The 25,190-nt window shown below is 69.5% G+C and carries 19 protein-coding genes; 13 read left to right on the top strand and 6 right to left on the bottom strand.

Translation table 11 applies throughout. The annotated features are described in order from the left end of the window. Nucleotides 1–67 precede the first annotated feature (67 nt). Nucleotides 68–2,455, top strand: a complete 2,388-nt coding sequence (ppsA, locus tag AC1DGI_RS01460) for a phosphoenolpyruvate synthase (protein WP_441400466.1) — start codon at nucleotides 68–70, stop codon at nucleotides 2,453–2,455. 123 nt (nucleotides 2,456–2,578) lie between these two features. Here ppsA and AC1DGI_RS01455 read toward each other — a convergent pair whose 3' ends face one another. Then, the gene (locus AC1DGI_RS01455; protein ID WP_476897486.1) at nucleotides 2,579–3,379 is read right to left on the bottom strand and encodes an IclR family transcriptional regulator; all 801 of its coding nucleotides are present in this window, start codon (nucleotides 3,377–3,379) and stop codon (nucleotides 2,579–2,581) included. A gap of 179 nt (nucleotides 3,380–3,558) precedes the next feature. On the opposite strand from AC1DGI_RS01455, the gene AC1DGI_RS01450 reads away from it, so the two are divergent. From AC1DGI_RS01450 to AC1DGI_RS01410, 9 genes are all read left to right on the top strand, one after another. Continuing rightward, a complete protein-coding gene (locus AC1DGI_RS01450; protein ID WP_476897485.1) occupies nucleotides 3,559–4,374 on the top strand; it encodes a maleate cis-trans isomerase family protein in 816 nt (271 codons plus the stop codon). A gap of 58 nt (nucleotides 4,375–4,432) precedes the next feature. Beyond that, nucleotides 4,433–5,752: an MFS transporter gene (locus tag AC1DGI_RS01445; RefSeq protein ID WP_476897484.1), complete on the top strand. Its 1,320-nt coding sequence runs from the start codon at nucleotides 4,433–4,435 to the stop codon at nucleotides 5,750–5,752. A gap of 17 nt (nucleotides 5,753–5,769) precedes the next feature. Further along, nucleotides 5,770–7,032 (top strand): CaiB/BaiF CoA transferase family protein, encoded by a 1,263-nt coding sequence (locus AC1DGI_RS01440; protein WP_476897483.1) that lies wholly within the window; start codon nucleotides 5,770–5,772, stop codon nucleotides 7,030–7,032. Between the two features lie 20 nt (nucleotides 7,033–7,052). Continuing rightward, on the top strand, nucleotides 7,053–7,802 hold the full coding sequence (locus AC1DGI_RS01435) for an enoyl-CoA hydratase/isomerase family protein (RefSeq protein WP_476897482.1): 750 nt from the start codon (nucleotides 7,053–7,055) through the stop codon (nucleotides 7,800–7,802). A 144-nt stretch (nucleotides 7,803–7,946) separates the two neighbouring features. Next, nucleotides 7,947–8,573, top strand: a complete 627-nt coding sequence (locus tag AC1DGI_RS01430) for a hypothetical protein (protein WP_476897481.1) — start codon at nucleotides 7,947–7,949, stop codon at nucleotides 8,571–8,573. A gap of 153 nt (nucleotides 8,574–8,726) precedes the next feature. Continuing rightward, nucleotides 8,727–9,473, top strand: a complete 747-nt coding sequence (locus tag AC1DGI_RS01425; RefSeq protein WP_476897480.1) for a YcnI family copper-binding membrane protein — start codon at nucleotides 8,727–8,729, stop codon at nucleotides 9,471–9,473. A 114-nt stretch (nucleotides 9,474–9,587) separates the two neighbouring features. Then, the gene (locus AC1DGI_RS01420; RefSeq protein ID WP_476897479.1) at nucleotides 9,588–10,223 is read left to right on the top strand and encodes a DUF4232 domain-containing protein; all 636 of its coding nucleotides are present in this window, start codon (nucleotides 9,588–9,590) and stop codon (nucleotides 10,221–10,223) included. 67 nt (nucleotides 10,224–10,290) lie between these two features. After that, on the top strand, nucleotides 10,291–15,303 hold the full coding sequence (locus AC1DGI_RS01415; protein WP_476897478.1) for a DNA glycosylase AlkZ-like family protein: 5,013 nt from the start codon (nucleotides 10,291–10,293) through the stop codon (nucleotides 15,301–15,303). Then, the gene (locus tag AC1DGI_RS01410) at nucleotides 15,296–16,144 is read left to right on the top strand and encodes a DNA-formamidopyrimidine glycosylase family protein (protein ID WP_476897477.1); all 849 of its coding nucleotides are present in this window, start codon (nucleotides 15,296–15,298) and stop codon (nucleotides 16,142–16,144) included. Before AC1DGI_RS01415 ends, AC1DGI_RS01410 begins: the two co-directional genes overlap by 8 nt. A gap of 22 nt (nucleotides 16,145–16,166) precedes the next feature. Here the strand turns inward: AC1DGI_RS01410 and yczE are convergent, their stop codons facing one another. Further along, a complete protein-coding gene (yczE, locus tag AC1DGI_RS01405; RefSeq protein ID WP_441400041.1) occupies nucleotides 16,167–16,799 on the bottom strand; it encodes a membrane protein YczE in 633 nt (210 codons plus the stop codon). Between the two features lie 60 nt (nucleotides 16,800–16,859). Here yczE and yczR point away from each other — a divergent pair, with 60 nt between their 5' ends. Continuing rightward, on the top strand, nucleotides 16,860–18,380 hold the full coding sequence (gene yczR, locus AC1DGI_RS01400) for a MocR-like transcription factor YczR (RefSeq protein WP_476897476.1): 1,521 nt from the start codon (nucleotides 16,860–16,862) through the stop codon (nucleotides 18,378–18,380). Nucleotides 18,381–18,535: 155 nt separating this feature from the next. Here yczR and AC1DGI_RS01395 read toward each other — a convergent pair whose 3' ends face one another. Both AC1DGI_RS01395 and AC1DGI_RS01390 read right to left on the bottom strand, forming a co-directional pair. Beyond that, on the bottom strand, nucleotides 18,536–19,228 hold the full coding sequence (locus tag AC1DGI_RS01395) for an SRPBCC family protein (protein ID WP_476897475.1): 693 nt from the start codon (nucleotides 19,226–19,228) through the stop codon (nucleotides 18,536–18,538). Further along, entirely contained in the window at nucleotides 19,221–19,880 is a 660-nt protein-coding gene (locus tag AC1DGI_RS01390) for an ArsR/SmtB family transcription factor (RefSeq protein WP_476897474.1), read from the bottom strand. Before AC1DGI_RS01390 ends, AC1DGI_RS01395 begins: the two co-directional genes overlap by 8 nt. 257 nt (nucleotides 19,881–20,137) lie before the next feature. Between AC1DGI_RS01390 and AC1DGI_RS01385 the strand changes: the two genes are divergently transcribed. Then, entirely contained in the window at nucleotides 20,138–21,106 is a 969-nt protein-coding gene (locus AC1DGI_RS01385; RefSeq protein ID WP_476897526.1) for an RluA family pseudouridine synthase, read from the top strand. A 97-nt stretch (nucleotides 21,107–21,203) separates the two neighbouring features. After that, nucleotides 21,204–21,827, top strand: a complete 624-nt coding sequence (locus AC1DGI_RS01380) for a DedA family protein (protein ID WP_441399564.1) — start codon at nucleotides 21,204–21,206, stop codon at nucleotides 21,825–21,827. Here the strand turns inward: AC1DGI_RS01380 and AC1DGI_RS01375 are convergent. Both AC1DGI_RS01375 and ppc read right to left on the bottom strand, forming a co-directional pair. Next, nucleotides 21,824–22,129: a hypothetical protein gene (locus AC1DGI_RS01375; RefSeq protein ID WP_476897473.1), complete on the bottom strand. Its 306-nt coding sequence runs from the start codon at nucleotides 22,127–22,129 to the stop codon at nucleotides 21,824–21,826. The genes AC1DGI_RS01380 and AC1DGI_RS01375 overlap by 4 nt on opposite strands. A gap of 184 nt (nucleotides 22,130–22,313) precedes the next feature. Then, the gene (gene ppc, locus AC1DGI_RS01370; protein ID WP_476897472.1) at nucleotides 22,314–25,133 is read right to left on the bottom strand and encodes a phosphoenolpyruvate carboxylase; all 2,820 of its coding nucleotides are present in this window, start codon (nucleotides 25,131–25,133) and stop codon (nucleotides 22,314–22,316) included. Between the last annotated feature and the right edge of the window lie 57 nt (nucleotides 25,134–25,190).

Below are 25,190 nucleotides of genomic sequence, written 5' to 3'. Positions count from 1 at the left end.
CCCACCATCCGGTTACGGCCGGGGGCCGGCGCCGCTGCATGCCACCATCTGCAAAGGAGCAGTAACTATGACGACAGACATCCTGTGGTTCTCGGAACTCGGACTCAAGGACCTGGACCGGGTGGGCGGCAAGAACGCCTCCCTCGGTGAGATGGTGCAGAACCTGACCTCCGCCGGCGTCCAGGTGCCGGACGGCTTCGCCACGACGGCGGACGCCTACCGTGCCTTCCTGGCCGAATCCGGCCTGGACCAGAAGATTGCCGACCGTCTGATCGGGCTGGACACCGACGATGTCACGGCCTTGGCCGCGGCCGGCCAGGAAATCCGGACCCTGATCCGCGAGATGCCCTTCCTGCCGGCCTTCGAGTCGCAGATCCGTGACTCGTACCAGCAGCTCGTGGACAAGCACGGCGGCTCCGAGGACCTCTCCTGGGCCGTCCGTTCCAGCGCCACCGCCGAGGACCTGCCCGACGCCTCCTTCGCCGGCCAGCAGGAAACCTTCCTGAACGTCCGCGGCATCGAAAACATCCTGCTGGCCATCAAGGACGTGTTCGCGTCCCTCTACAACGACCGCGCCATCGCCTACCGGGTGCACCACAAATTCGAGCACGCCGAGGTGGCACTCTCCGCGGGTGTGCAGCGGATGGTGCGGTCCGACGTCGGCTCCTCCGGCGTCATGTTCACCATGGACACCGAATCCGGATTCAACGACGCCGTCTTCGTCACCTCCTCCTACGGCCTCGGCGAAGCCGTGGTCCAGGGCGCCGTCAACCCGGATGAGTTCTACGTGTACAAGCCGGCCCTGCAGGCCGGGCGCCCCGCCATCCTCAAGCGCGGGCTGGGCGAAAAAGCGCTCCAGATGACCTACACCTCCAGCCGTGAAATCGGCCGCACCATTGACTTCGTTCCGGTCGAGGCATCGCTGCGGAACCGCTTCAGCCTGACGGACGACGACGTCGAGCAGCTCGCCCGGCACGCCCTCGCCATCGAGGCCCACTACGGCCGCCCGATGGATATCGAATGGGGCAAGGACGGAATCGACGGCGGCCTGTACATCCTGCAGGCACGCCCGGAGACCGTGCAGTCCCGTCGGTCCGCCGGCAGCCTGAGCCGCTTCCGCCTCAACGAGTCGGGACGGACGCTGTCCGAGGGCCGCGCGATCGGGCAGCGCATCGGCGCCGGCCGCGTCCGCATCCTGAGCTCTATTGACCAGATGGCCTCCTTCGAAACCGGCGATGTCCTCGTCGCCGACATGACCGACCCGGACTGGGAACCGATCATGAAGCGTGCCTCCGCGATCGTGACCAACCGCGGCGGACGCACCTGCCACGCGGCGATCATCGCCCGCGAACTGGGGATCCCCGCCGTCGTCGGCACCGGCGACGCGACCGACGCGCTGCGCGACGGGCTCGAGGTGACCGTCTCCTGCGCCGACGGCGAGACCGGCTTCATCTACGAGGGGCTCCTGGACTTCAGCGTCGAGGAAACCGAGATCGCCCAGCTGCCCGAAGCCCCGGTCAAGGTCATGATGAACGTCGGCACCCCGGAGCAGGCCTTCACCTTTGCCCAGCTGCCCAACCACGGCGTGGGCCTGGCCCGGCTGGAGTTCATCATCAACCGCCAGATCGGCATCCACCCGAAGGCGCTGCTGAACCTGGACGAGCAGCCCGCCGACGTGGCCGCGGAAATCCGCGAGCGGATTGCCGCCTACGACAGCCCGCGCGACTACTACATCAAACGCCTGGCCGAGGGCGTGGCCACTATCGCCGCGGCGTTCGCCCCGGAACCGGTGATTGTGCGGATGTCCGACTTCAAGTCCAATGAGTACGCCAACCTGATCGGAGGACCGGCCTACGAGCCGCACGAAGAGAACCCGATGCTCGGCTTCCGTGGCGCGTCCCGCTACCTGGAGCCGTCCTTCCGGGACTGCTTCGACCTTGAGTGCGAGGCCCTGTCCTTTGTCCGTAACGAGATGGGGCTGACCAACGTCAAGCTTATGATCCCGTTCGTACGCACCCTGGAGGAGGCGCGCGGCGTGATCGAGCTGCTGGCAGAGAACGGCCTCACCCGCGGTGAGAACGGCCTCGAGGTGATCATGATGTGTGAGATTCCCTCCAACGCCCTTCTCGCCGACGAGTTCCTGGACTACTTTGACGGATTCTCCATCGGCTCCAACGACATGACCCAGCTGGCCCTCGGCCTGGACCGCGACTCCGCGATTGTCTCGGGCGGCTTCGACGAACGCGACCCTGCGGTCAAAAAGCTCCTGAGCATGGCCATCAAGGCCTGCAAGGCCCGCGGCAAATATGTGGGCATCTGCGGCCAAGGTCCCAGCGACCACGCGGACTTCGCCGAGTGGCTCGTGGGCGAAGGCATCGATTCGGTCTCCCTGAACCCTGACACGGTAGTCGACACCTGGCTGCGCCTGTCGGCGGCCGCCCCCCAGGCGGACTGAACGTCGAAGGACCGGTGACCGTCACGGCCACCTAGCGAGGCCCCCGCTTCCCTCATCTCGAGGGAAGCGGGGGCCTCTCCTTTGTTGGCTCGGCTCCCTGCCGCTTCATCGTTCCGGTGCGTCTCAGTTCTGGCCCGGGTCCCGGTACCCCAGGGCGGCACTGGCCGCCTTGCCGGCGGCGGCGACCAACGGCCCCAGCCGTGGGACGTCGTCGCTGCTGACCCGCTGGATCGGGAAGCCCAGGCCCAGGACCGCTGCGAGCTCGCCGTCGTACCGGAACACGGGCGCGCTGATTGACCCGACGTCGCTGTTTCGTTCACCGAAGGCGGCGAAGAACCCCTGTTTGCGGGCCAGCTCGGCCTGCTCGTCCAACTGCGCCCAGCTGACCGGGGTGGACGGCGTAAACCGCGTGAGGTCGGTCCCGAGCAGGGCCTCCCGGGCGCCGGGATCGAAGGTGAGGAAGATCTTCCCCGGAGCGCCGGCGTGGATCGGCATGACCTGACCCACCAGGAACGGGCGCATGACCACGTGGCGGGTCTCGGCGACGGCCACCACGGTGCGGAACGCGCCGTCGCGCATGTATAGGCAGGCGGTTTCCCCCGTGGTGTCCCGGAGTTCGTGAAGGACGGGCCGGACCAGCCGCACCACGTCCAGGCCCAGGGTGCCGGGGGCCGCCCATTGGACCAGCCTGAGGCCGATCCGGTAACGGTCCCCGTCACGGTCCAGGAATCCTTCGTGCACCATGTTCTGGACCAGCCGCTGGCAGGTGCTGGCAGGCAATCCGGTGGTGCGGGCGATCTGCTGAAGCGTCGGCTCGGGCGACTCGATCGAGAAGCAGTTGAGGATTTCGCTGACCTTGCGCAGCACAAGGATCGGCGTGGATCTCGGGCCTTGTTCTTTCGCCGCCGCGCTGCCGCCTGCCACCTGCTACCGCCCTCCTCGTCGAGTGTCCATCTTAGCCAGCCAGGGTCCCGCTCAAGGGACGTGAGCGTTGACACATCCAGAATAAACCCGCACTATGGGTTTGGAAACCACAATGTGGGTTAGACCGTGCCGGCTGCGGCCGTGCGAACAGACATTCAGCCAGAGAATTGGAAGCGACAATGACAGCACCTGATGCCCCGGGCGCCCACCAGACTGCCCCGAACTGGAAGAACAGGTCACGGATCGGCCTGATCGTCCCCAGCTCCAACACGACGATGGAAACCGAACTTCCGGAGATGTTCCGCCGGCAATCCGAAGCGACCGGGCACAGCTACACGTTCCACTCGGCCAGGGCGACGCTGAAGAGTGTGACGCCGGCCGAGCTGGCGGCCATGGTCGCCAAGGCCGGCGAGTGCGCATTGGCCGTCTCAGACGCCGACGTCGACGTCATCGCCTATGCGTGCCTCGTCGCGGTGATGGCCCAGGGCCCGGGAGCGCATGAGGGTTCCGAAGCGGTGATCGCCGAGGCAGCCGCCGCGAACGGGCATCCCGCTCCGGTCTCCAGCAGCGCCGGCGCCCTGGTCCGGACCCTGCAGGCAATGGGCGCACGCAAGGTTGCCATGGTCACACCGTATCTGCCCGAGCTGACCCAAATGGTCACCCGGTACGTCGAGGGCGCCGGCATCGAGGTGCAGGACGTGATCGGCCTCGAAGTTGCGGACAACCTGGAGGTGGGCCGCTTGGACGCAGCCGAACTGCCCGCCATTGCCGCCCGCCTGAACCGCACCGGAATCGACGCCCTGGTGCTTTCCGCCTGCGTCCAGATGCCCTCGCTGGCAGCCGTCCAGCAGGTCGAAGACGCGCTCGGTATCCCCGTCATTACGGCGGCCACCGCCACGACCTACGAGATTCTCCGTGCCCTCGGCCACGAACCGGCCATACCCGGCGCCGGACGGCTGCTTTCCGGACTGTTGGCGCCCGTCGCCGCACCCTAGCCAACAGCAGACAAACCACCGTGGGCATACCGCCCGCACGCGTCAGAACAATGGAGTGATGATGAAAGTTCAGGAAGTGACCCACGCGCAGGCTGTACGGCGTGCCACGCTCGCAAGCGTCGTCGGAACCACGATCGAGTGGTACGACTTTTTCCTCTATGGCACCGCGGCGGCTCTGGTGTTCCCGCAGCTGTTTTTCCCCGGGCAAAACGCCTTCGCCGGCATCCTCGCCGCCTTCGCCACGCAGTTCGTCGGCTTCGTCGCCCGGCCGGTGGGCGCTGCCATCTTCGGGCATTTCGGCGACCGGATCGGGCGCAAGACGACGCTCATGGCGACGTTGTTCCTGATGGCTTTCGGCACCGTACTCATCGGCCTGCTGCCGACCTACCAGAGCATTGGCATCGCCGCGCCGATCCTTCTCGTGGCCCTGCGCATCATCCAGGGGATCGGTGTCGGCGGCGAATGGGGCGGCTCGGTCCTGCTGAGCATGGAGTGGGGACACCAAAAGCGCCGCGGACTCTCTGCCAGCTGGCCCCAGATGGGCGTTCCGATCGGACTGGTCCTCTCCACCGGCGTCGTCCGCATCACATCCGGGATGACGGGCACCGAAGGCTTCGCCGCCTACGGCTGGAGGATCCCGTTCATCCTCAGCATCCTACTGATCGGTGTTGGCCTCTTCGTCCGGCTGCGCGTCATCGAAAGCCCGGAATTCGAGGCTGTCCGAAAGGCCAACCTGGTGGTCAAGAACCCCCTGATCGAGGTCTTCAAGCGCCAGCCCAAGCAGGTCTTTCTGACAGCACTGGTCCGCACCTCGGAGCAGGCGCCGTTCTACCTCTTCATCACCTTCGTCCTCACCTACGCGGTGAAACAGCTCAAGCTCAACAGCAACTCGATCCTGGACGACACGCTCATTGCCGCCGCGCTGGGCCTGATCAGCATTCCGCTCTTCGGCCGGCTCTCGGACAGGTTCGGCCGGCGCCGGGTCTACGGGATCGGCATCGTCCTGACGGCAGTGTTCGCCTTCCCCTACTTCGGCCTGCTCAATACCGGCAATTCACTGCTGGTGGGACTCGCAATCGTCCTCAGCCTGGTGCTCCACGACGTGCAGTACGGGCCGCAGGCAGCCCTGATCGCTGAGAGTTTCGACGCCGATATCCGCTACACCGGGGCAGGCATGGGCTACCAGTTGGCAAGCGTCATCGCCGGCGGGCCGGCCCCGCTGATCGCGGCCGCCTTGCTGGCCGCCACCGGTGACTCCACGTCCATCTCCATTTACATCATCATCTGCTGCGCCATCAGCATGCTTGCCTTGATTCTGCTGCCGAAAGTCGCCGCGTCGCTGTCTCCGGCACCGGCACACGCGGCAGGTCTGGCATGACCTTCCAAGGTACAGAAGTGATCAACGACGCCGCGCCCGACCCCGACACGCACACTGCACGGCCGGCCGGGCAGCCCGCCGACACGGATCCCGGCACGGCCCTGGGCGACCTGCTGGTGCTGGACCTCACCCGCATCCTCTCCGGTCCGTTTGCCACCATGACGCTGGCCGATCTGGGTGCCGACGTCGTCAAGATTGAACAGCCCGGGAGCGGTGACGACACCCGACAGTGGGGGCCCCCGTTCCAGGGCGGCGAGGCGGCCTACTTCCTGTCGGTCAACCGCAACAAACGCAGCCTCGCCGTGGATCTGAAGACGGCGGAGGGCCTGCAGATCGTGCAGGAACTTGCGCGCCGGGCCGACGTCGTCGTCGAGAACTTCAGGCCGGGAACGGCCGCGCGGCTGGGACTGGGGTATGACGAGCTGTCGCGGGGGAACCCCGGGCTGGTGTACGCCTCCATCAGCGGATACGGCCAGACCGGCCCCGACGCCGAGCGGGCCGGGTACGACGCGATCGCCCAGGCCCGCAGCGGCATCATGAGCGTCACCGGCGAAACGGACGGGCCGCCGGTAAGGGTGGGCGTGAGCAGCGCCGACCTGGTGGCCGGCATGTGGGCCACCATTGGCATCCTCGCCGCCCTGCACGAGAAGCAGCGGACCGGGGCAGGCCAGTGGGTGGACATCAGCCTGCTGGACGGCTCCGTGTCCTGGCTGACCTACGTGTCGAGCGGCTACTTTGCCAGCGGGGAAATCCCCAAGCGCTACGGCTCGGCGCACCCGACCATCGCCCCGTACCAGGCCTTCCCCACCGCCGACGGATTCGTCATGGTCGCCGTCGGAAACGACAGCCTCTGGCGCAAGTACGCCGCCGCCATCGGCCGCGAGGACCTGGCTGAGGATGAGCGTTTTGCCAGCAATCCCTCCCGGGTGGCCTGGCGGGAAACGCTGGTTCCGCTGCTGGAACAGGTCATGCGGACCCGGACCACCGCGGAATGGGTGGCAGCGCTGGATGCCTCGGGAGTTCCGGTGGGGCCCATCCAGACGGTCGACGAGGCCCTGCGGGACCCCCAGGTCCTGGCGCGGAACATGGTCTCCGAGCTGGTACACCCGACCGCCGGCCCGATGAAGGTCGTCGGCTGCCCGGTGCGGCTGACAAGGACCCCGCCGTCGGTCCGGACGGCGCCGCCGCTGCTGGGCCAAGAGACCGATGAAATCCTCGGCGAACTGGGATTCAGCGCGGACCGCATCCGTACGCTGCATACCAGCGGAGCCGTCCAGTGATCGCCGAGGGCCTCCAGGAAATGGACGTTACGCGCTTACCCGGCGACGGCGGTGTGGCTGTACTCAGCGTGGGGACCGGCGAACGGTTCAACGCGCTCAGCTCCCCGCAGTGGCATTCCCTTGCAGAGTCGGCACGGAGCCTCGCGGCGGATCCGTCCCTCCGCGCTGTCGTCATCCGTGGCACCGGGGACACCTTCTGCTCGGGCTCAGACCTGAGGGAGTGGCGGGACGCCACCGGCGCGGACGTGAGCGCCGCCTTCTCGGCCATCGAGGCCGGGCTGCAGGCCGTGGAAGCCATCCCCGTCCCCACGGTCGCCCTGGTCCAGGGTGTGGCCACCGGGGCCGGGTGCCAACTGGCTCTGGCCTGCGATCTTCAAGTGCTGGAGTCCACTGCGAGAATCGGGATGCCCATCGCCCGGCTCGGCATGCTCATCCCGCCGACGTTTGCCAACCGGATGGCTTTGCGGGTCGGCCCTTCCCGGACGAAGGACCTTCTTTACGGGGGAAGGCTGCTGACGGCGTCAGAGGCCTTGGCCATTGGCCTCGTCACCACGGTGGTCCCCGACGGCGCAGGCGCCGAGGAGGTGGCGCGGCTCGCCGAGCAGTGGGGCGGCATGTCGCAGGCTTCGCTGCGGGCATCCAAGGCAGCCGTAAACCTGGGCCTTGCGCCGCTGGATAATCCGGCCCGCAGCCTCCCCCAAGGGCCCGCGGCGGATCCCAAGGAGTTCTTCCGCCGGGTGAACCAATTCCTGCGCCACAAGATGAGCTAGGTAGTCCGTCCCCCTGCCCGGTCCCCCGCGACGTCGTATTCGCGGGGGGACGGGAACGCCCCGGTACAATCTAGGGACAGCCCGCCACCACCGTCCGCAGCCGGCGGGCCCCGCGATCACCGCCGCCGGCGAAAGGAGTGTTCCGTGCGCCCAACCCACGCCCGGACGCCTTTCCACTTGCTCCGTTCGGCCATGGTGGCCACCACGATCCTGACCCTTGCCGCGGCCGCGCACGTCCTGGCCGGTGGGCAGCTTCCCGCCCCCGCCATCCTGCTCGCGTTCCTGGCCCTCACCGGCCTGGTTTCCACCACGGCCACCCGGCTGAAATTGGGCCTTCCCGCGATGACCGGCCTGCTCGGAGCCGGACAAGTGGTCCTGCACGAGGCGTTCTCCGCCTTCAGCGGGACCGTGGGCCCTGCCGGCACCCCCGGAGCAGCCGCCCCGGCACACCACGCGGGCCTGCTCCCGCTTCCCGTCCCGGCGGACCACCTCCGGTTGCACGAGCTCGACTCCCCCCTCGCCCTCTCGATGTTCGCCGGCCACGCACTGGCAACGCTCGCCTGCGCCGTGCTCTTGGCCAAGGGCGAGAGCGCGCTCTGGCAGCTCGCGGAGTGGCTCCGCCCGCTGGTCCAGCTCCCGGCCCCGGCAGTGCCCCGCCCCGCCGCCGTCCCGGTCGTGACGGCACCGCCGCACGCCGCCGTTCCGCTGCTGTGGCGCAACCTCCGGCGCGATTGCCGCCGCGGGCCGCCCGCCGTCGGCGTAACTTCCTAACCTCCTCTCCGGCTGCGGCCGCCCTCCCCCAAAAAACACCGCCCCACTCGACGCTGTCACGCGCGACACGGTGGCGGGTAGTTCCGCCGCGCCTCCCTTTTCCGCGCGCCGCCGCCGTGCCGCGCGCACGCCTGAAAGGCACCTGTTTTGACCATGACCCAGCACAAATCCGCGCTCCGCCGCGCCCTGTCCGCCACCGCCGTCGCCTCAGGCACGGCCGCCCTGATGCTCGCAGGCATCGGCGCCGCCGCCGCGCACGTCGACGTCTCGCCGGACAAAACCTCAGCCAATTCGTCGGCCTTGCTGACCTTCCCGATCCCGCACGGCTGCGAGCAGTCGAGCACCACCAAGGTGACCATCACGCTGCCGTCCGAGCTCAACGATGCCCAGCCCACCGTGAACCCCAACTGGACCGCGACCAAGGTCACGGAGCAGTTCCCCGAGCCGAAGAAGCTGGCAGACGGCTCCGCGATCACCAAGCGGACCAGCCAGATCGTGTACACCGCCAAGGCGCCGCTGAGCCCGGAACTCCGTGACGTGTTGGTGCTCTCGGTCAAGCTGCCCGACGCGGCGGGCAAGACGCTCTACTTCCCGACCCTGCAGACGTGCGAAACCGGCCAGGTCAACTGGTCGCAGATCCCGGCCGAAGGCCAGGACGAGGATTCGCTGCAGTCGCCGGCGCCGTCGCTCACGGTGACGGCGGCCGTTGCCGCCACGGACGGCCACGGTGCCCACGCGACCACCGCTTCACAGACGTCCACGGACACGGCGCAGGCCTCCGCAGCGAACGACGACGGCGGCCAGGTCCGCAGCTGGGCGGGCCTCGTCGCCGGCATCGGCGGCCTCGTCCTGGGCGGCCTCGCGCTGCTCCGGAGCCGCAAGACCGCACCCGCCAAGTAGCCCCGGATTGATGCCCGGAAATTACAATCCGGGCATCAATCCGGGTTCGCCGTCGTGGCGTCGTTGACTAAGCCAACCGCGGAACATAACAGTTGAGCCATGAGGCCTCAGCAGATGAAACACAGACTGGTAATTACTTCGGTGACGGTGGCCGCGGCGGCTGCGCTGCTGCTCAGCGGCTGCGGTCCCAGCCAGGGTTCGGCGACCGCAGCCTCGTCCGCGGCATCGTCCGCGCCGCCGTCGGCCTCGGCGACCCAGTCCGCTTCCGCGACCGCAACCCAGTCGACGTCCGGCGCAGCCGCCGCCGGCCCGACGTCGTCCTCCGCCGCCCCCGCACTGTGCAAGGCCGCCAACCTCACGGCCACCCTTGACTCCAAGGGCGGCGGAGCGGCCGGCAGCGTCTACATGCAGCTGATCCTGACGAACTCCGGGGCCGAACCGTGCCTGCTGAAGGGCTTCGCCGGGGTTTCCCTCGCCGCCGGCGCCACCGGCGATCCGATCGGCGCCCCTGCAACGCGCGACGATTCCACCCCGGTTTCCGACGTGCTGCTCGCCCCGGGCAAGGCCGGAACCGCAACCCTGCGCTACACGCAGGCAGGCAATTACCAGGGCTGCACTCGCACCCCGGCCGCGGGCTTCCGGGTTTACCCGCCAGAAGACACCGCGTCGCTGTTCGTCGCCGACACCAAGGACGCCTGCACCGAGCCGGGCATCAATCTGCTGACCATCGGGGCCTTCGCAGCGGTCTAGCCGTATCGCCCAGGGAGGTCCCACAGCCCCGCCAAAGACTGTCGGTACCGTAAGGCATGATGGAGGAATGAAGGGGCAGGAGCTCGCCGGCGCACTCGCGGCCGACGCCATGGACCGGTTCAGCCGGCCGACCAGGGAGTGGTTCCTCGGCGCCTTTTCCGCGCCCACTCCGGCGCAAAACGGCGCCTGGAACGCGATCTCCTCCGGCTCCCATGCCCTCGTGGTGGCACCCACCGGCTCCGGAAAAACCCTCGCCGCCTTCCTCTGGGCCCTGGACCGGCTCCTCGCCTCGGCCCCCGCGGACCCCGAGGAGCTGCCCGGCCTGGAAACCGCCACCGCCAAGGCGGTCCGGCGGAAGGCCCCGAAGCGGAAAACCCGTGTCCTGTATATCTCCCCGCTCAAGGCCCTGGGCGTCGACGTCGAACGCAACCTCCGCGCCCCGCTGATCGGCATCACCCAGACCGCCAAACGCCTCGGCCTGCCCGCGCCGTTGATCAGCGTAGGCGTCCGTTCCGGGGACACCCCGGCGTCGGACCGCCGCTCGTTGCTGAGCCACCCGCCGGACATCCTCATCACCACCCCCGAGTCCCTGTTCCTGATGCTCACCTCGAAGGCACGGGAGACCCTGGACGAGGTGGACACCATCATCGTCGACGAGGTCCACGCCGTCGCCGGCACCAAGCGCGGCGCACACCTCGCCGTCTCGCTGGAGCGGCTCGATGCCCTCTTGGCCAAGCCGGCCCAGCGGATCGGGCTGTCCGCCACCGTCGAGCCGAAAGAACTCGTGGCGCAATTCCTGGCCGGCTCCGCGCCGGTCGAGATCGTGGCGCCGCCGTCGAAGAAAACCTGGGACTTGACCGTTTCCGTCCCGGTGGAGGACATGTCCGATCTGCAGGGCGCTGCCGGCGCCTTCGATTCAGGGCCGGCGTCCGGACTGCAGCCGCAGGCGTCCATCTGGCCTCATGTCGAGGAGAAGATCGTCGACCTGGTACTGGCCAACCAGTCCACCATCGTGTTCGCGAATTCCCGCCGGCTCGCCGAGCGGCTCACCGCCCGGCTCAACGAGATCTACGCCGAACGCCAGCTGGTAGCAGCCGGCGGCGGCTGGGAGGAACCGGGGGGCGCCCAGGCGGTGGCGGCCGCCCCGACAGGCACGCCGGCACTCATGATGGCCCAGGCCGGGAGCACCGCCGGCGCCGATCCGGTACTGGCCAGGGCACACCACGGATCCGTCTCCAAGGACCAGCGCGCCCTGATCGAGGACGACCTCAAGTCCGGCCGGCTGCGGTGCGTTGTAGCCACCTCCTCGCTGGAACTCGGCATCGACATGGGCGCCGTGGACCTCGTGGTGCAGGTCGAGTCGCCGCCCTCGGTGGCCAGCGGGCTGCAGCGGGTGGGCCGCGCCGGCCACCAGGTCGGCGAGATCTCCCAGGGGGTACTCTTCCCCAAGCACCGGGCTGACCTGGTACACACGGCCATCACGGTCGAACGGATGCTGGACGGCAAGATCGAGCGGCTCAGCGTCCCGGCCAACCCGCTGGACATCCTCGCCCAGCAGACCGTCGCCGCGACAGCGCTTGAGGCGATCGACGTCGAGGAATGGTTCGCCACGGTGCGCCGCTCGGCGCCTTTCGCCTCACTCCCCCGCTCCGCGTTCGAGGCCACCCTGGACCTGCTGGCAGGCCGCTACCCCTCGGACGAATTTGCCGAACTGCGGCCCCGGATTGTCTGGGACCGCAACGCTGGCACCATCGAGGGCCGCCCGGGCGCCCAGCGGCTGGCCGTCACCTCCGGCGGCACCATCCCGGACCGCGGGCTGTTCGGGGTGTTCATCATCGGCACCGAGGTGGAAGGCACCGGTTCCCCCGGCGGCTCCGGCGACGGCGACGGCAAGCCCGCCAGCCGGGCGTCGACCGCCAAAGGCGGCCGCCGGGTCGGCGAACTCGACGAGGAAATGGTGTACGAATCCCGCGTCGGCGACGTCTTTGCGCTCGGCGCCACCAGCTGGAAGATCGAAGACATCACGCACGACCGCGTCCTGGTCTCGCCCGCCTTCGGTCAGCCCGGCAAGCTTCCGTTCTGGAAGGGCGATTCCCTGGGCCGGCCGGTGGATCTGGGCCGCGCTCTCGGCGCGTTCATGCGCGAACTCTCGGCGTCCGACGTCGGGCCGGCCGCCGAGCGCTGCAAGGCCAGCGGCCTGGACGACTTCGCCGCGAACAACCTGATCCAGTACCTCGCCGAACAAAAGCTCGCCACCGAAGTGGTGCCCAGCGACACGACGCTCGTGGTGGAACGGTTCCACGACGAGCTCGGTGACTGGCGGGTGGTCTTGCACAGCCCCTTCGGGTTGCCGGTGCACGCACCGTGGGCGCTCGCCGTCGGCCAGCGCCTGCACCAGCGGTACGGGATGGACGGTTCCGCGATGGCCGCCGACGACGGCATTGTGCTGCGCGTGCCGATGATGGAGGACGAGCCGCCCGGAGCGGAGCTGTTTCTGTTTGAGCCCGGCGAGCTCGAACAGATTGTGACCGCGGAGGTCGGCGGCAGCGCGTTGTTCGCCTCCCGCTTCCGGGAATGCGCCGCGCGGGCCCTGCTCCTGCCACGCCAGACCCCCGGGAAGCGGCAGCCGCTGTGGCAGCAGCGTCAACGCTCGGCCCAGCTGCTGGACGTCGCACGGAAGTATCCGACCTTCCCGATCGTGCTTGAAACCGTGCGCGAGTGCCTGCAGGATGTCTACGATCTTCCGGCCCTGAAGGATATTGCTGCCTCCATTGAACGGCGCGAACTCCGGATTCTGCAGACCACCACGCAGCAGCCTTCGCCGTTCGCCAAGTCCCTGCTTTTCGGTTACGTCGCGCAGTTCCTCTATGAAGGCGATTCGCCGCTCGCGGAGCGCCGGGCCGCCGCACTCGCGCTGGATTCGACCCTGCTCAACGAACTCCTGGGCCGCGTGGAACTGCGCGAACTGCTCGACGCCAAGGTCATCGAGGCCACCGAACTTGAGCTGCAGCGCCTCGCGCCGGACCGGAAGATGCGCGGCCTGGAAGGTGTGGCCGACCTGCTCCGGCTGCTGGGCCCGCTCACCCCGGACGAAGTCGCGGCCAGGCTGCAGGCCGAGGGCGGACCGGCCGATGCTGCGCCGGGCGACGACCAACCGTCCGTCGCCGGGCCGGCCGACGCCGGTTCGGGGCCGGCGGCAGCGGAACCCGCAGCCGGCACAGCGGAGGCCGCGGCCCATCTGGCAGTGCTGCAGCGCGCCAACCGCGCGATCAAGGTCAACATCGGCGGCGTCGAACGGTTCGCCGCGGTGGAGGACGCCGCCAGGCTGCGTGACGCGCTCGGTGTGCCGCTGCCGATGGGCGTGCCGCTGGCGTTTATCGAACCCGTCGCGGACCCCCTCGGCGACCTGGTCTCGCGTTACGCCCGGACCCACGGCCCGTTCACCGCTGCCGAGGGCGCCGCCCGGCTGGGACTCGGCGTCGCCGTCGTCGGCACCGCGCTGAAGCGGCTGGCCGCGGACGGGCGCGTCGTCGAGGGCGAATTCCGGCCCCACGCCTCGCCCACGGAGGGCGCGGCAGCCAGCGCGGCGGTACCCGCTTCGCCTCCCGGTGCCTCTATCTCTGCGCCTGCGGCAAACCTCAGCGAATGGTGCGACGCGGAGGTGCTCCGGAAGCTGCGCCGCCGTTCCCTGGCCGCGCTGCGGGCCGAGGTCGAGCCCGTGGATGGCTCCGCGTACGGGCGGTTCCTGCCGGCCTGGCAGAACGTGCGGACACCCGGCGGACGCGGACAGTCAGCGCTTCGCGGCCTCGACGGCATCATCACCGCCGTCGACCAGCTCTCCGGCGTGCCGATCCCGGCCTCAGCCTGGGAACCGCTGGTGCTGGCCAGCCGCGTGTCCAACTACCAGCCGGCGATGCTCGACGAGCTCATGGCGGCCGGCGAGGTCCTCTGGTCCGGGGCCGGGTCGCTGCCCGGCAACGACGGCTGGATGAGCCTGCACCTCGCCGATTCGGCCGAACTGACGCTGAACCCGGACCTGGACTTCGTGCCCGGCGACGCGCAACAACGGCTCCTAGACCACCTGCAGAACAACGGCGGCGGCTACTTCTTCCGCCAGCTGACCGAGATCGCCGGCGGCATGGACACGGTGCTCAGCGACCGGGACGTCGTGTCCGCGCTCTGGGACCTGGCCTGGGCCGGGCGGGTCACCGGGGACACGTTCGCCCCCGTCCGGGCCCTCATCGCCGGCGGCCACACCGCCCACCGGCAAGTCGGGCGCGCGCCGCGGGCCCGTGCGCCGCGGCTCAGCCGGCTGGGCCGCGCCCACGGCACCGGGCTGCTCGGAGCGGCGGGRCTCACCGGCGGCCGCTACGGTTCCGGTACGGGCACGGCCCCCACGCCTCCGCTGGCCGCGGGACGCTGGTCCGCGCTGCCCGCGGCCGAACTCGACGCCACTATCCACGCCCGCGCCACGGCGGAGCTCCTGCTGGACCGGTACGGCGTGGTCACCCGGGGCTCGGTCATGGCGGAAAACATCCTGGGCGGCTTCGGTCTGATGTACAAAGTCCTGGCCCGGCTCGAGGAGGCCGGACGCTGCCGCCGCGGCTACTTCATCGAGCACCTCGGCGCGGCCCAGTTCGCGGTCCCCGCCACCGTGGACCGGCTGCGCTCCTACGTCGAGGACGCCCAGGTGCACCAGGCCGAGCCCGTCGCCCTGGCCCTCGCCGCGACCGACCCGGCCAACCCCTACGGCGCCGCGCTGGCCTGGCCGGCCTTGGACGTGGAAGCCGGCACCGGCCACCGCCCCGGCCGGAAAGCGGGCGCCCTCGTGGTGCTGGTCGACGGCGCGCTCGTCCTCTACGTGGAACGCGGCGGCAAGACCCTGCTGGCGTTCAGCGCCGACGCCGGGATCTTGGCCGCCGCCGGCGCCGCCCTCGTGGGTGTGGTGACGCGTGGCGCCGTCGACAAGCTGATCATGGAGAAGGTCAACGGCCACGGCATCCTGGACACCCCGGTTGCCACCGCGCTAGCCCAGGCCGGCGCTTACTCCACCCCGAAGGGACTGAGAATCCGTGCCTGAGGGCGATTCCGTCTTCCGCGCCGCTGCACAGCTGCATGCCGCTCTGGCCGGCAAGGAGTTGCTCGCGTCCGACTTCCGGGTGCCCCGCTTCGCGACACTCAAGCTGGGCGGCTGGACCGTCCAGGAAGTGATTCCCCGCGGCAAGCACCTGTTGATGCGGGTGGCGGGTCCGGCGCCGAAAGACCGGCTCACCATCCACTCGCACTTGAAGATGGAAGGGACCTGGCAGGTCTATCCGCCGGGCGGCCGGTGGCGCAAGCCCGGCTTCACCGCGCGCTGCGTGTTGCGCACGGCGTCGGCGGACGCCGTCGGGTTCTCGCTGGGGCTGCTGGAAGTCATCCCTACCGCCGAGGAGGGCGCCGTCGTGGGCCACCTCGGACCGGACCTCCTCGGCCCGGACTGGGACATGGCCGAAGCCGAACGCCGCTTGCTCGCGGCGCCCGAGGTGCCGATCGGCGTCGCCCTGCTGGACCAGCGCAACCTCGCGGGGATCGGCAACATCTACCGCTGCGAGGCGTGCTTCCTGTCCGGCGTTCACCCCGCGTCGCCCGTTTCGGCGGTTCCCGACCTGGCGGCGATGGTCACCGACGCGAAGGTCCTGCTGACCGCCAACCTGGGTCCCGGCCGACGCACCACGGTGCTGAACGCGCGCGGCGTCCCCGTGGGCAGGACCGCCGGGCGACCCGGGTACTGGGTGTACCGTCGCGAGCACCAACCCTGCCTCAAGTGCGGCACCCCCATCCGCCGCGGGGTCCTCGCCAAGGAGACCGGCGCCGAGGAACGGGACATCTATTACTGCCCCCGCTGCCAGCCGCCGCCGGCACCCGGGGACAAGGTGTGACGGGACCAGACGTGACGGGTGTTCAGAGTGCGGCGGTGGCGGGGTCGCCTGCCGCTAGCGGGGATTCGGGCCGTTTCGGCTCCGGCACGGTGAACCGCGGCAGCAGGAGCTGCACCAGCGGACCGATCGCCAGCGCATAGAGCACCGTCCCGACGCCCACCGAGCCACCCAGGAGCCAGCCGGCGGCCAGCACCACCACCTCGATCCCGGTCCGCGCGCCCCGTACCGGCCACCCGGTGCGCCGGGCGAGTCCGGTCATCAGTCCGTCCCGTGCCCCGGGTCCGAGACGCGCCCCGATGTACAGGGCCGAGGCCACCCCGTTGAGCAGGACGGCCCCGATCAGGAGCGCGATCTGGCCGCCCAAGTGCGAGAACTGCGGAATTAGCGCCAGCCCGACGTCGGCAAACACCCCCACCAGCACTGCGTTGCACAGGGTGCCGATCCCGGGCCACTGACGCAGCGGAATCCAGAGCAGGAGCACCAGGAAGCTGACGCCGATCACCACCGTGCCCAGGCTCAGGCCGGTCCTGCCAGCCAACCCCTGGTGCAGGACATCCCACGGCGCCGTCCCCAGACTGGCCCGGATGACCATGGCCAACGACACGCCGTAGAGGGCAAGGCCGATCAGGAGCTGGAGGAGTCTGCGCGTCAACATGACCCCATCCTTTACGATAACTGGCCTTGTAATCCATAGCCAGTTTGAAATACTGGCCTTATGTCCGGAGCCCTGAATTCCAGCTCGCTGGTCCGCCTGCTCGGCGGGTGGAACATCGGCGCCGCGCCCGCCTACCGCGAGCTGGCCGACGTCGTCCGCCTGCTCATCCTCGACGGCCGCGTCCCGCTCGACGTCGCCCTGCCCAGCGAACGGTCGCTGGCGGCGGCTCTCCGCATCAGCCGCACCACCGTGACCGCCGCCTACGCCCTGCTGCGCGACCAGGACTTCCTGAGCGGCGGCCCGGGCAGCCGGAGCCGCAGCCGCATCCCCGGCCACGGCCCGTTGCGCGCGGGGGGAAACGACGACGGCGCGCGGCTCAGCGGCGCTCCCGGGCTGGCCGTTCCGGACGGTCTCCTCGACCTGGCCTATGCCTCGTTGCCCGCGAGCGGCGAAGTAGTGCACCGCGCGTTTGCCGCCGCACTGACGGAGCTGCCGGTCCTGCTGCCCGGCTTCGGCTATGACGCCCTCGGAGTGGGCCCGCTTCGGACGGCGGTCGCGGCCCGCTACACCGCGGCCGGGGTACCCACCACCGCGGAGCAGATCCTGGTCACCTCCGGTGCGCAGCACGCCCTGAACATCGTGCTGCGGACCCTCGCGGGCCGGTCCGGAAAGGTGCTGGTCGAACACCCGAGCTACCCGAACGCACTCGACGCCATCCGGGCCGCGGGCTGCAGGACGGTGCCGGTGGCCATGCCCGCTGCGCCCCGCGGCGGATCAGGCGCGCCGGCCCTCGACGTCGGCGGTACGGCCGGCTGGGATCTCGAGGCGATGGAGTTGGCGCTGTCACAGCAGCGGCCCGCGATGGCCTACGTGGTGCCTGACTTCCATAACCCGACCGGCCGGCTGATGCCGGATTCGCAGCGGCGCCGCCTCGTAGCGGCGGCTGCGGCGGCGGGCACCGTGCTGGTGGTGGACGAGACGCTGCGGGAGCTGAACCTCGACGGCGCCCGTTCCACTCCGATGGCCGCGTTCAGCCCGGCCGTGGTGTCGATCGGATCGCTCAGCAAGTCGCACTGGGCGGGGCTCCGCACAGGTTGGATCCGGGCCAGCCCGCCGTTGATCCAGCGCTTCGCCGCAGCCCGCACCACCTTCGACCTCGGCGGCCCGGTAGTGGAGCAGCTCGCCGCAGTGCACCTGGTCAACGACCTGGCAGAGCCCCTTCCCGCCCGGCTCGCGGCACTGCGTAAAAACCGGGACACCCTGCTGGAGCTGGTCCGCGGGCACCTACCGGGCTGGGAGCCTGAACGGCCCGACGGCGGCCTGTCCGTCTGGTGCCGGCTTCCGGACCCGGTCAGCACGGCCCTCGCAGTACTCGCCCCCGATTTCGGCATCAGGCTCGCGGCAGGGCCTCGGTTCGGCGTCGGCGGGGCCTTCGAGCACTACCTGCGGCTGCCCTTCACCCTGCCGCCGGAGCAGTTGGAGACCGCAGTCCTGGCCCTGCGCGCGGCCCAAGCCCGGCTGGACGGTGCCCCGCAGCTGCGCCGGAGCCTTGCGCCCCCGCCCGCCGCCGCCATCGCCTGACCGTGCCCGGCGTCGTCCCGGTACCCGCGCCACGCCACTCCCCCTGCATCACCGCCCGTTTCGACGGTTCCATGCCGGGTAGATGCTTGGAAACATCGAGGGCGCACGGAACCGTCGAAACGGCGCGAGGGCGAGGCGTGACGACGGCGCCGCGGCTACACGTAGACCTTGTCGAGGAACGCGCCCCACGCCGTCGCCGTCGTCCCGGCATCCCGACATCCACTGAAGTCATGCACGGTCATGCCCACCGGGGCCCCGAAGGCGTTGCGCCCGAAGAAGCGGTACATCGCATCGGCGGTCCGGAGCCCGAGGAAGTTTTGGTTGGCGAAGTCCACTTGCCCGGCGAGGTGCCCGACGCCGTCGACGTCCAACTCCACCGTGTCGCCCGGGGCCGATCCGTCGACGCCGAGGGCCTTCTTGAGCCGGTCGAAGCCGTCCGGGGCCTGGGACGCGGACGGCGCCTGGATGTCCGTGAAGACCACCGGCCTGCCATCGAAGTGCTCCAGGTACTGGCCCAGGGTGTGCAGGTAGAAGGCGGTGTGCTTGCTGGCGCCGTCGTACTGCTCGTCCCAGTTGTCCGTGAAGATGCCGCTGTGGACGTAGTGCAGCCGCGCCCGTCCGCCGTCCAGCGGTTCCAGCACGTGCTCGAGCTGGTTGAACCAGCCGTCGGGACCGTCCATCCGGGAGACAAGGTGCGAAGGGTATTCCGCCACGGTCCTGACGGCCGGCCACTGGTCCGTGGGGAACATCCAGGCCGGGGTTCCGCGGGTGACCGCTTCCCAGACGCGCTCCGGCGTCCCGGGCAGTTCGGTGTCGTAGACGATTTCGAAGTCCCGCTTGTCAGTCATGATCGCGCTCCTTGGCGTTCGGTGTTTCGGGTGAGGATTTCAGGGTCGGGTGGAGGGCAACGACGAGGCGGTGTTTGCGTCCTGTGCCCGGAGCCCGCGAGCCGGCGGCCGGAGCGCCTGCCGCGGCCGGGCCGCCGTCGTCGTACTTGTCCACCAACCGGGCCACCGCGAGACCGAGCTCCTCGGCGAAGGCGGCCCGGTCGGCGGCTGAGCGGAACGTGATCTCGCCGTCGATGGCGAAGGTGGGGAGCGTCTTTCGGGCCGCTGCCGCCCCGGCGATGAGCCTGCCCAGCTCCTGGACCATGCGCCCCGCGAGCGCCAGCAGCCAGAAGGCCGAGAACCGGTCCGAGTAACGGTGCGGATCCGGCGCCACCGAGGCCAGCGCCGAAGGGGAAATCAGGTACGAGGCCGCCGTCGCCCGCAGGATGCGTTCGGTGACGTTGCCGCGGCGCCGCTCCTCCACGAGTTCGACGAGGCCGTGCCGCTCGAGGGACTTGAGATGGTAATTCACCTGTTGCCGCGGCAGGCCCACCTTCGCGGCGAGCTGCGTCGCGGACCCCGGCTCGGCCAACTCCCGCAGAATGCGGGTCCGGATCGGATCCAGCGAGGCCTCAGCGGCGGCGGGATCCTCAATCACTGCGATATCCAACATGCTTCAAGCTTGCTCGCCGACAGTTTTATTTGTCAAGAACTTTTATACTGTCGGCGCCGTTTCGACGGTTCCGTGCTGGCTCGACGCTTGGAATCGTCGAGCGGGCGCGGAACCGTCGAAGCGGGCCCAGCTCGGCCGGGGCCTGAGGTGGGCGCGGGCTGGCGGTCGGGCCGGGGCGGGCGGGGCCAGGGTGCGCGCGGCCGGGGCAACCGGGGGTTGGGTGAGTGTCCTGGGCGGCAAAGTAGAATGGGGCGGTGATGCAATCCCCCCTTCCCGTGCGCGACGGCGTGAACGCCACCCGCCTCCGGCTGCCGGACGAGGGGCCCTGGGACACCGCGATGGACTACATGATGCACCGCTGGGGGCACATCGACCCGCGGGGCATCGAGGACCGCTTCGACGCCGGCGAGATCGTGGGCGAGGCCGGCATTCCGTTGGACCGCACCACCCCGCTGGAGCGCCACACCTTCATCTGGTACTACCGCTCGTTGCCGCCGGAAACCCGGATCCCGGTAGAGCTGAACATCCTGCACCAGGACGAACATCTCCTGGTCGTCGACAAGCCGCACTTCCTGCCCACCACGCCCGGCGGCACCTACATTCAGGAGTCGGCCCTGGTGCGCCTGAGGAACCAGCTGGAGCTGCCGGACCTGATTCCGATGCACCGCCTGGACCGTATGACGGCAGGCATCCTGCTGCTCTCGACCAACCCGGCGACCCGAGGGAAGTACCAGGTGCTCTTCGAGAAGCGCCAGGTCCGGAAGGAGTACGAGTGCGTGTCCGCTGCGGAGCCGGGCCCGGGGCATCCCGCCGTCGACTTCCCCGTGGTGGTGCGGAACCGGATGACCAAGTCCCGCAGCTACCTGCTCGCCGAGGTCATCGAGGGCGAACCCAACGCCGAGACCAGGATCGAGCGGCTCCGCACCTTCGCCGGGACGTCCGACGCCGGACCCGCCAGCGGTGCAGCGGCCGACGGCGCCGCGCCGCGCCGCGCTCTGTACCGGTTGGAGCCCCATTCCGGGAAGACCCACCAGCTCCGGGTGCATATGGCCTCGCTGGGCCTCGGGATTGTGAACGACGCGTTTTATCCCGAGCTGCTGGACAAGGCGCCGGACGACTACGCCAAACCGCTCCAGCTCCTGGCCCGCGGCATCCGCTTCGTGGACCCCATCTCGGGCAGCCCGGTGGAGTACCGCAGCCGGCTCGAGCTTTCCGAAGCCCGCTAGCCGTACCAGCCGCACCGGTACCCCCAGCGCGCCGCGGCGCAGCCGGCGTTGGCCAGGGTGCTCAGCCGCGGCCCCGCTGATGGGGTAACTTGTGGCCATGGACCTGGCCAATGTGGACGCCTGGGGATCCGCGATCTACTTCTGGATCGGCCCCGCGGTCTTCGCCGACGCCATCTTTCCGCCGGTCCCCTCCGAAATGCTGGTCATCACCGCCGGCGCCTTGTCCGCCGAGGGCCGCGCCAATGTGTTCTTGGTGGTCCTGATCGCCGCCCTGGCCTCCTGGCTCGGCGACCTCGTGGTCTTCCAGCTGTTCAAGCGGCGCCTCAGCCATGTGCTGGACCGGTGGAGCTGGGGCCGGCAGTTTCACAGCGGGGTGCATCGGGCCATCGCCAAGGCGGGCCGATCTTCGACCTACGGCGCCATCATCGGCATCCGTTTTATCCCCGGCGGCCGGCTGGCCGCCACGGCCGCGGCCGGCATCGCCAACGTGTCCACCCGCGGCTTCAGCTTCTGTGCGGCTCTGGGCGGCGCACTCTGGGCGGTCTGGTCGGTGGGCCTGGGGTACGTCACCGGTTCGACCACCCGGCTGCCCTTTTGGGCCAGTTCCCTGATCGGTGTCGGCGCYGGCCTGGCGATCGGTGCCGTCGTCGGCGTGATCGTTACCCGCCGCCGCGGCAGCCCCTCCCCGGTGGAAGACCCGGACAAGGAACTGGACTTCTAGATCGGCGCCCAGCGGCCCCGGTTGCGGCGCAGCACTGTCAGGTTCCCGGTCACCGCAACGCGTTCGACGGCGTCGCGCATCATGGCGGCCGACGTCAGGGCCTGGCTGTTCTCGGCAGAGTAGGCGGTGGCGTCCACCAGGAAACGCAGGTTCAGCTGAGGCACGCCGCCGGCGAGTTCCAGCTGGTTGGACTCCACATGGTGCCGCGTCTCGAGGGCCTCGACAGCGGCGGCCATCACGGCTTCCGGCGGGTTGCCCGGCTTCAGCCCGGTGATCTTGAGTCTGGTCTGGAAGGACGGCATGGGTTCAAGCCTAGCCGGGGCTCCGACCCTCCCGCAGATCCTGCCGGATTCGAGCAGACCCTCCCGCGTGACGTGCGGGAGCGTCCGGAAAAACCGTGCAGGACGTGCGGGAGCGTCCGGAAAAACCGTGCAGGACGTGCGGGAGCGTCCGGAAAAACCGTGCAGGACGTGCGGGAGCGTCCGGTTAGCCGGTGTTGCGCAACCCGGCGGCGACGCCGTTGACGGTGATCAGCATGGCGCGCTGGAGCCGTTCGTCGATCCCTGCGCTGGGCATGCCCTCCCCGGCGGCGGCCTCCGCCCGGACGCGACGCAGCAGCTCCACCTGCAGGTAGCTGATCGGATCGAGGTACTGGTCGCGGATCTCCAGCGAGCGCTTGAGCGTCGGCTGCGCGTCGAGCAGCAGGTCCTCGCCTGTAAGGTTCTGGACTTCGGCCACGGTCAGCGCGAACTCGGCCCGAATGGTGTGGAACAGGTGGTGCAGCTCGGCCGGGACCAGGGTGGAGACGTAGTAGCCGGCAATGTCCATGTCGGTCTTGGCCAGCGTCATTTCGACGTTGGAAAGCACGGAACGGAAGAAATGCCAGCCCGCCATCATCTCCTTAAGCTGCTCGGCGTGACCGGCCTCGCGGGCTGCCTTGAGCCCGGAGCCGACGCCGAACCAGCCCGGCACGATCTGCCGCGACTGGGTCCAGCCGAATACCCACGGGATGGCCCGCAGTCCCTCGAGCCCTGCCCCGGAATCCGGGCGCTTGGAGGGCCGCGAGCCGATATTCAGCGACGCCAGCTGTTCCACCGGGGTGGACGCCATGAAGTAGGCGGGCAGGTCCGGGTCCTCGATCAGGGTCCGGTACCGGGCGAACGCAGCGTCCGAAAGCGTCTCCATGACGTGGTCGTACCGCACCCGCTGGTCCTCGGAAGTGCGCGGGGTGCGGTGCAGCGCCGAGCCCTGGAGCACCGCCGCGAGCGAGAGTTCGAGGTTCTCGCGGGCCAGCTCGGGCAGCGAGTACTTGTCCGAGATGACCTCGCCCTGCTCGGTGAACTTGATCTCGCCTTCAAGCACCCCATTGGGCTGGGCCATGATCGCGTCGTAGGTCGGCCCCCCGCCGCGGCCCACGGAGCCGCCGCGGCCGTGGAAGAGCCGCAGCCTGACACCGTGCCGAGCGGCGACGTCGCGCAGTTTGCGCTGGGTCTTGTAGATCTCCCACTGGCTCGTCATCACCCCGGATTCCTTGTTGGAGTCGGAGTAGCCGAGCATGATTTCCTGCACGTCGCCGCGCAGCCGGACCAGCTCGCGGTAGGACGAATCCGACAGCAGAGCATCCACGATTTCCGCCGAGGCGCGCAGCTCCTCGACGGTCTCCAGCAGCGGGGCGAAGCCGATCCTGGCATAGGGTGCCGCCCCGAAGAGGTTCAGCAGCCCGGCCTCGCGGGCCAGCACGGCGGCGGCCAGCACATCGTCCGCGCCGCGCGTCATGGAGACGATGTACGTCTCGATCACGTCCGGGCCGTAGCTGCGCAGCGCCCGGCGGATCTCGCGGAAGACGTCGTAGGTGCTGTCCGAGTCGCCGTCGAGCTTAATCGGGTGGCCCGAGAGCGGCCGGCGGGACGCAAGCTCCCAGCCCAGCACCTCCAGCCGCTCGGCGCGGCTCAGTTCGGCGTACCGCACGCCCGGTCCGCCCAGACGGTCCATCAATTGCCCGACGGCGTCGTGGTGGCGGTCTGCGTGTTCGCGGATGTCCAGCGTGGCAAGGTGCAGCCCGAAGGAGGCGATTGCCCGGCGCGCCCGGGCCAATGCGCCGTCGGCGGCGAGCCCGGCCTCGTGGCGGCGCAGCGAAGCTTCCAGCAGGCCCAGTTCGCCGAGCAGTTCCGCGGTGGCGGCATAATCGCGGCCCGGCTCGTGGGCGGACCCGGCGGCCACCCGGCGGCCGGTATTGAGCAGCTTGGCCTTGATGCAGGTGAGCTTGAGCCGGTACGGTTCCTGCGCGTTCAGTTCCAGGACCCGGCGGTCCAGCCCGGGCAGGTTTCGCAGGTCGACGTCGATCGAGTCCAGCAGGGCCTGGTCCGCTGCCGCCAGCGCCGTCGAATTGGACAGGATGGAAATCAGCCCGTCGATCAGGCCGATGCTGATTCGGATGGCGTGCTGGTTCTGGATCTGTAGGATCTCCCGGGTGGCGGCGGCGGTGACGTTGGGGTTGCCGTCCCGGTCCCCGCCGATCCAGGAGCCAAAGCGGATCGGTGCCTTGGCGACCGGGAGGGTGGCACCGTGCTCGCCGACAAGATCTGACAGGTCCGAGAGCATTTCCGGCATGGCGTCGGTGAGGATGCCGGTGAGGTAATAGATCGCGTTCCGGGCCTCGTCTACGGGGCTGGGCCGGACCTGACGGAGCTCGTCCGTCTGCCACATCTGGTCGATCACCTCGGCCAGCTGGCGGTCCTGGCGGCGGCGTGCCGAGGTGCCCTCCTTGGTGGCCTCGGCCAACACGTCGGAGAGCCTGCGGATCTTGTCCAGGACCGACCGGCGGGAAGCTTCGGTAGGGTGCGCGGTGAAGACCGGCCGGACGTCGAGTTCGTCCACCACCTCCTGGAGCACGGCGGGACCGGCCTGTTCCGCGATTTCCTCGACCGCCTTGGCGAGCCAGCCATCCTTTTCCGGCCGGTTCCGCAGGCCGCGGACCCGGTGCACCTGCTCGGCGGCGTTGGCCAAGTGGAAGTAGAACGCGAACGCCCGGACCAGGTCGGTCGCCTGCTCTAGCGGCAGTGAGCCGAGGAGTTCGCGGACCTGGGCGACGACGTCGTACGAGCTCCACGGCCCGGTGGCATCGGCACCGCCGCGGGCGGCCTCCTTGGATTCCTTGGTCAGCAGGCGCACCTGCTCAACGAGGGCCAGGAGTTCGGGGCCGTGCTGACGGACCAGGGATTCGCCGAGGAGGGTGGACACCCGGCGGACATCGGCGCGCAGTTCCGAGGCGAGATCCGCGCCGGAAGTCAATGCAGTGTCAGCCATGGAAACTATCTTTCGAGGGTTCGACTTGGCTCGTACACTGCGCTGGATACTGTGAGC

The sequence above is a fragment of the Arthrobacter sp. 05N428_2 genome (assembly GCF_056397065.1).
This window is presented reverse-complemented; position numbering and strand designations above follow the sequence as displayed.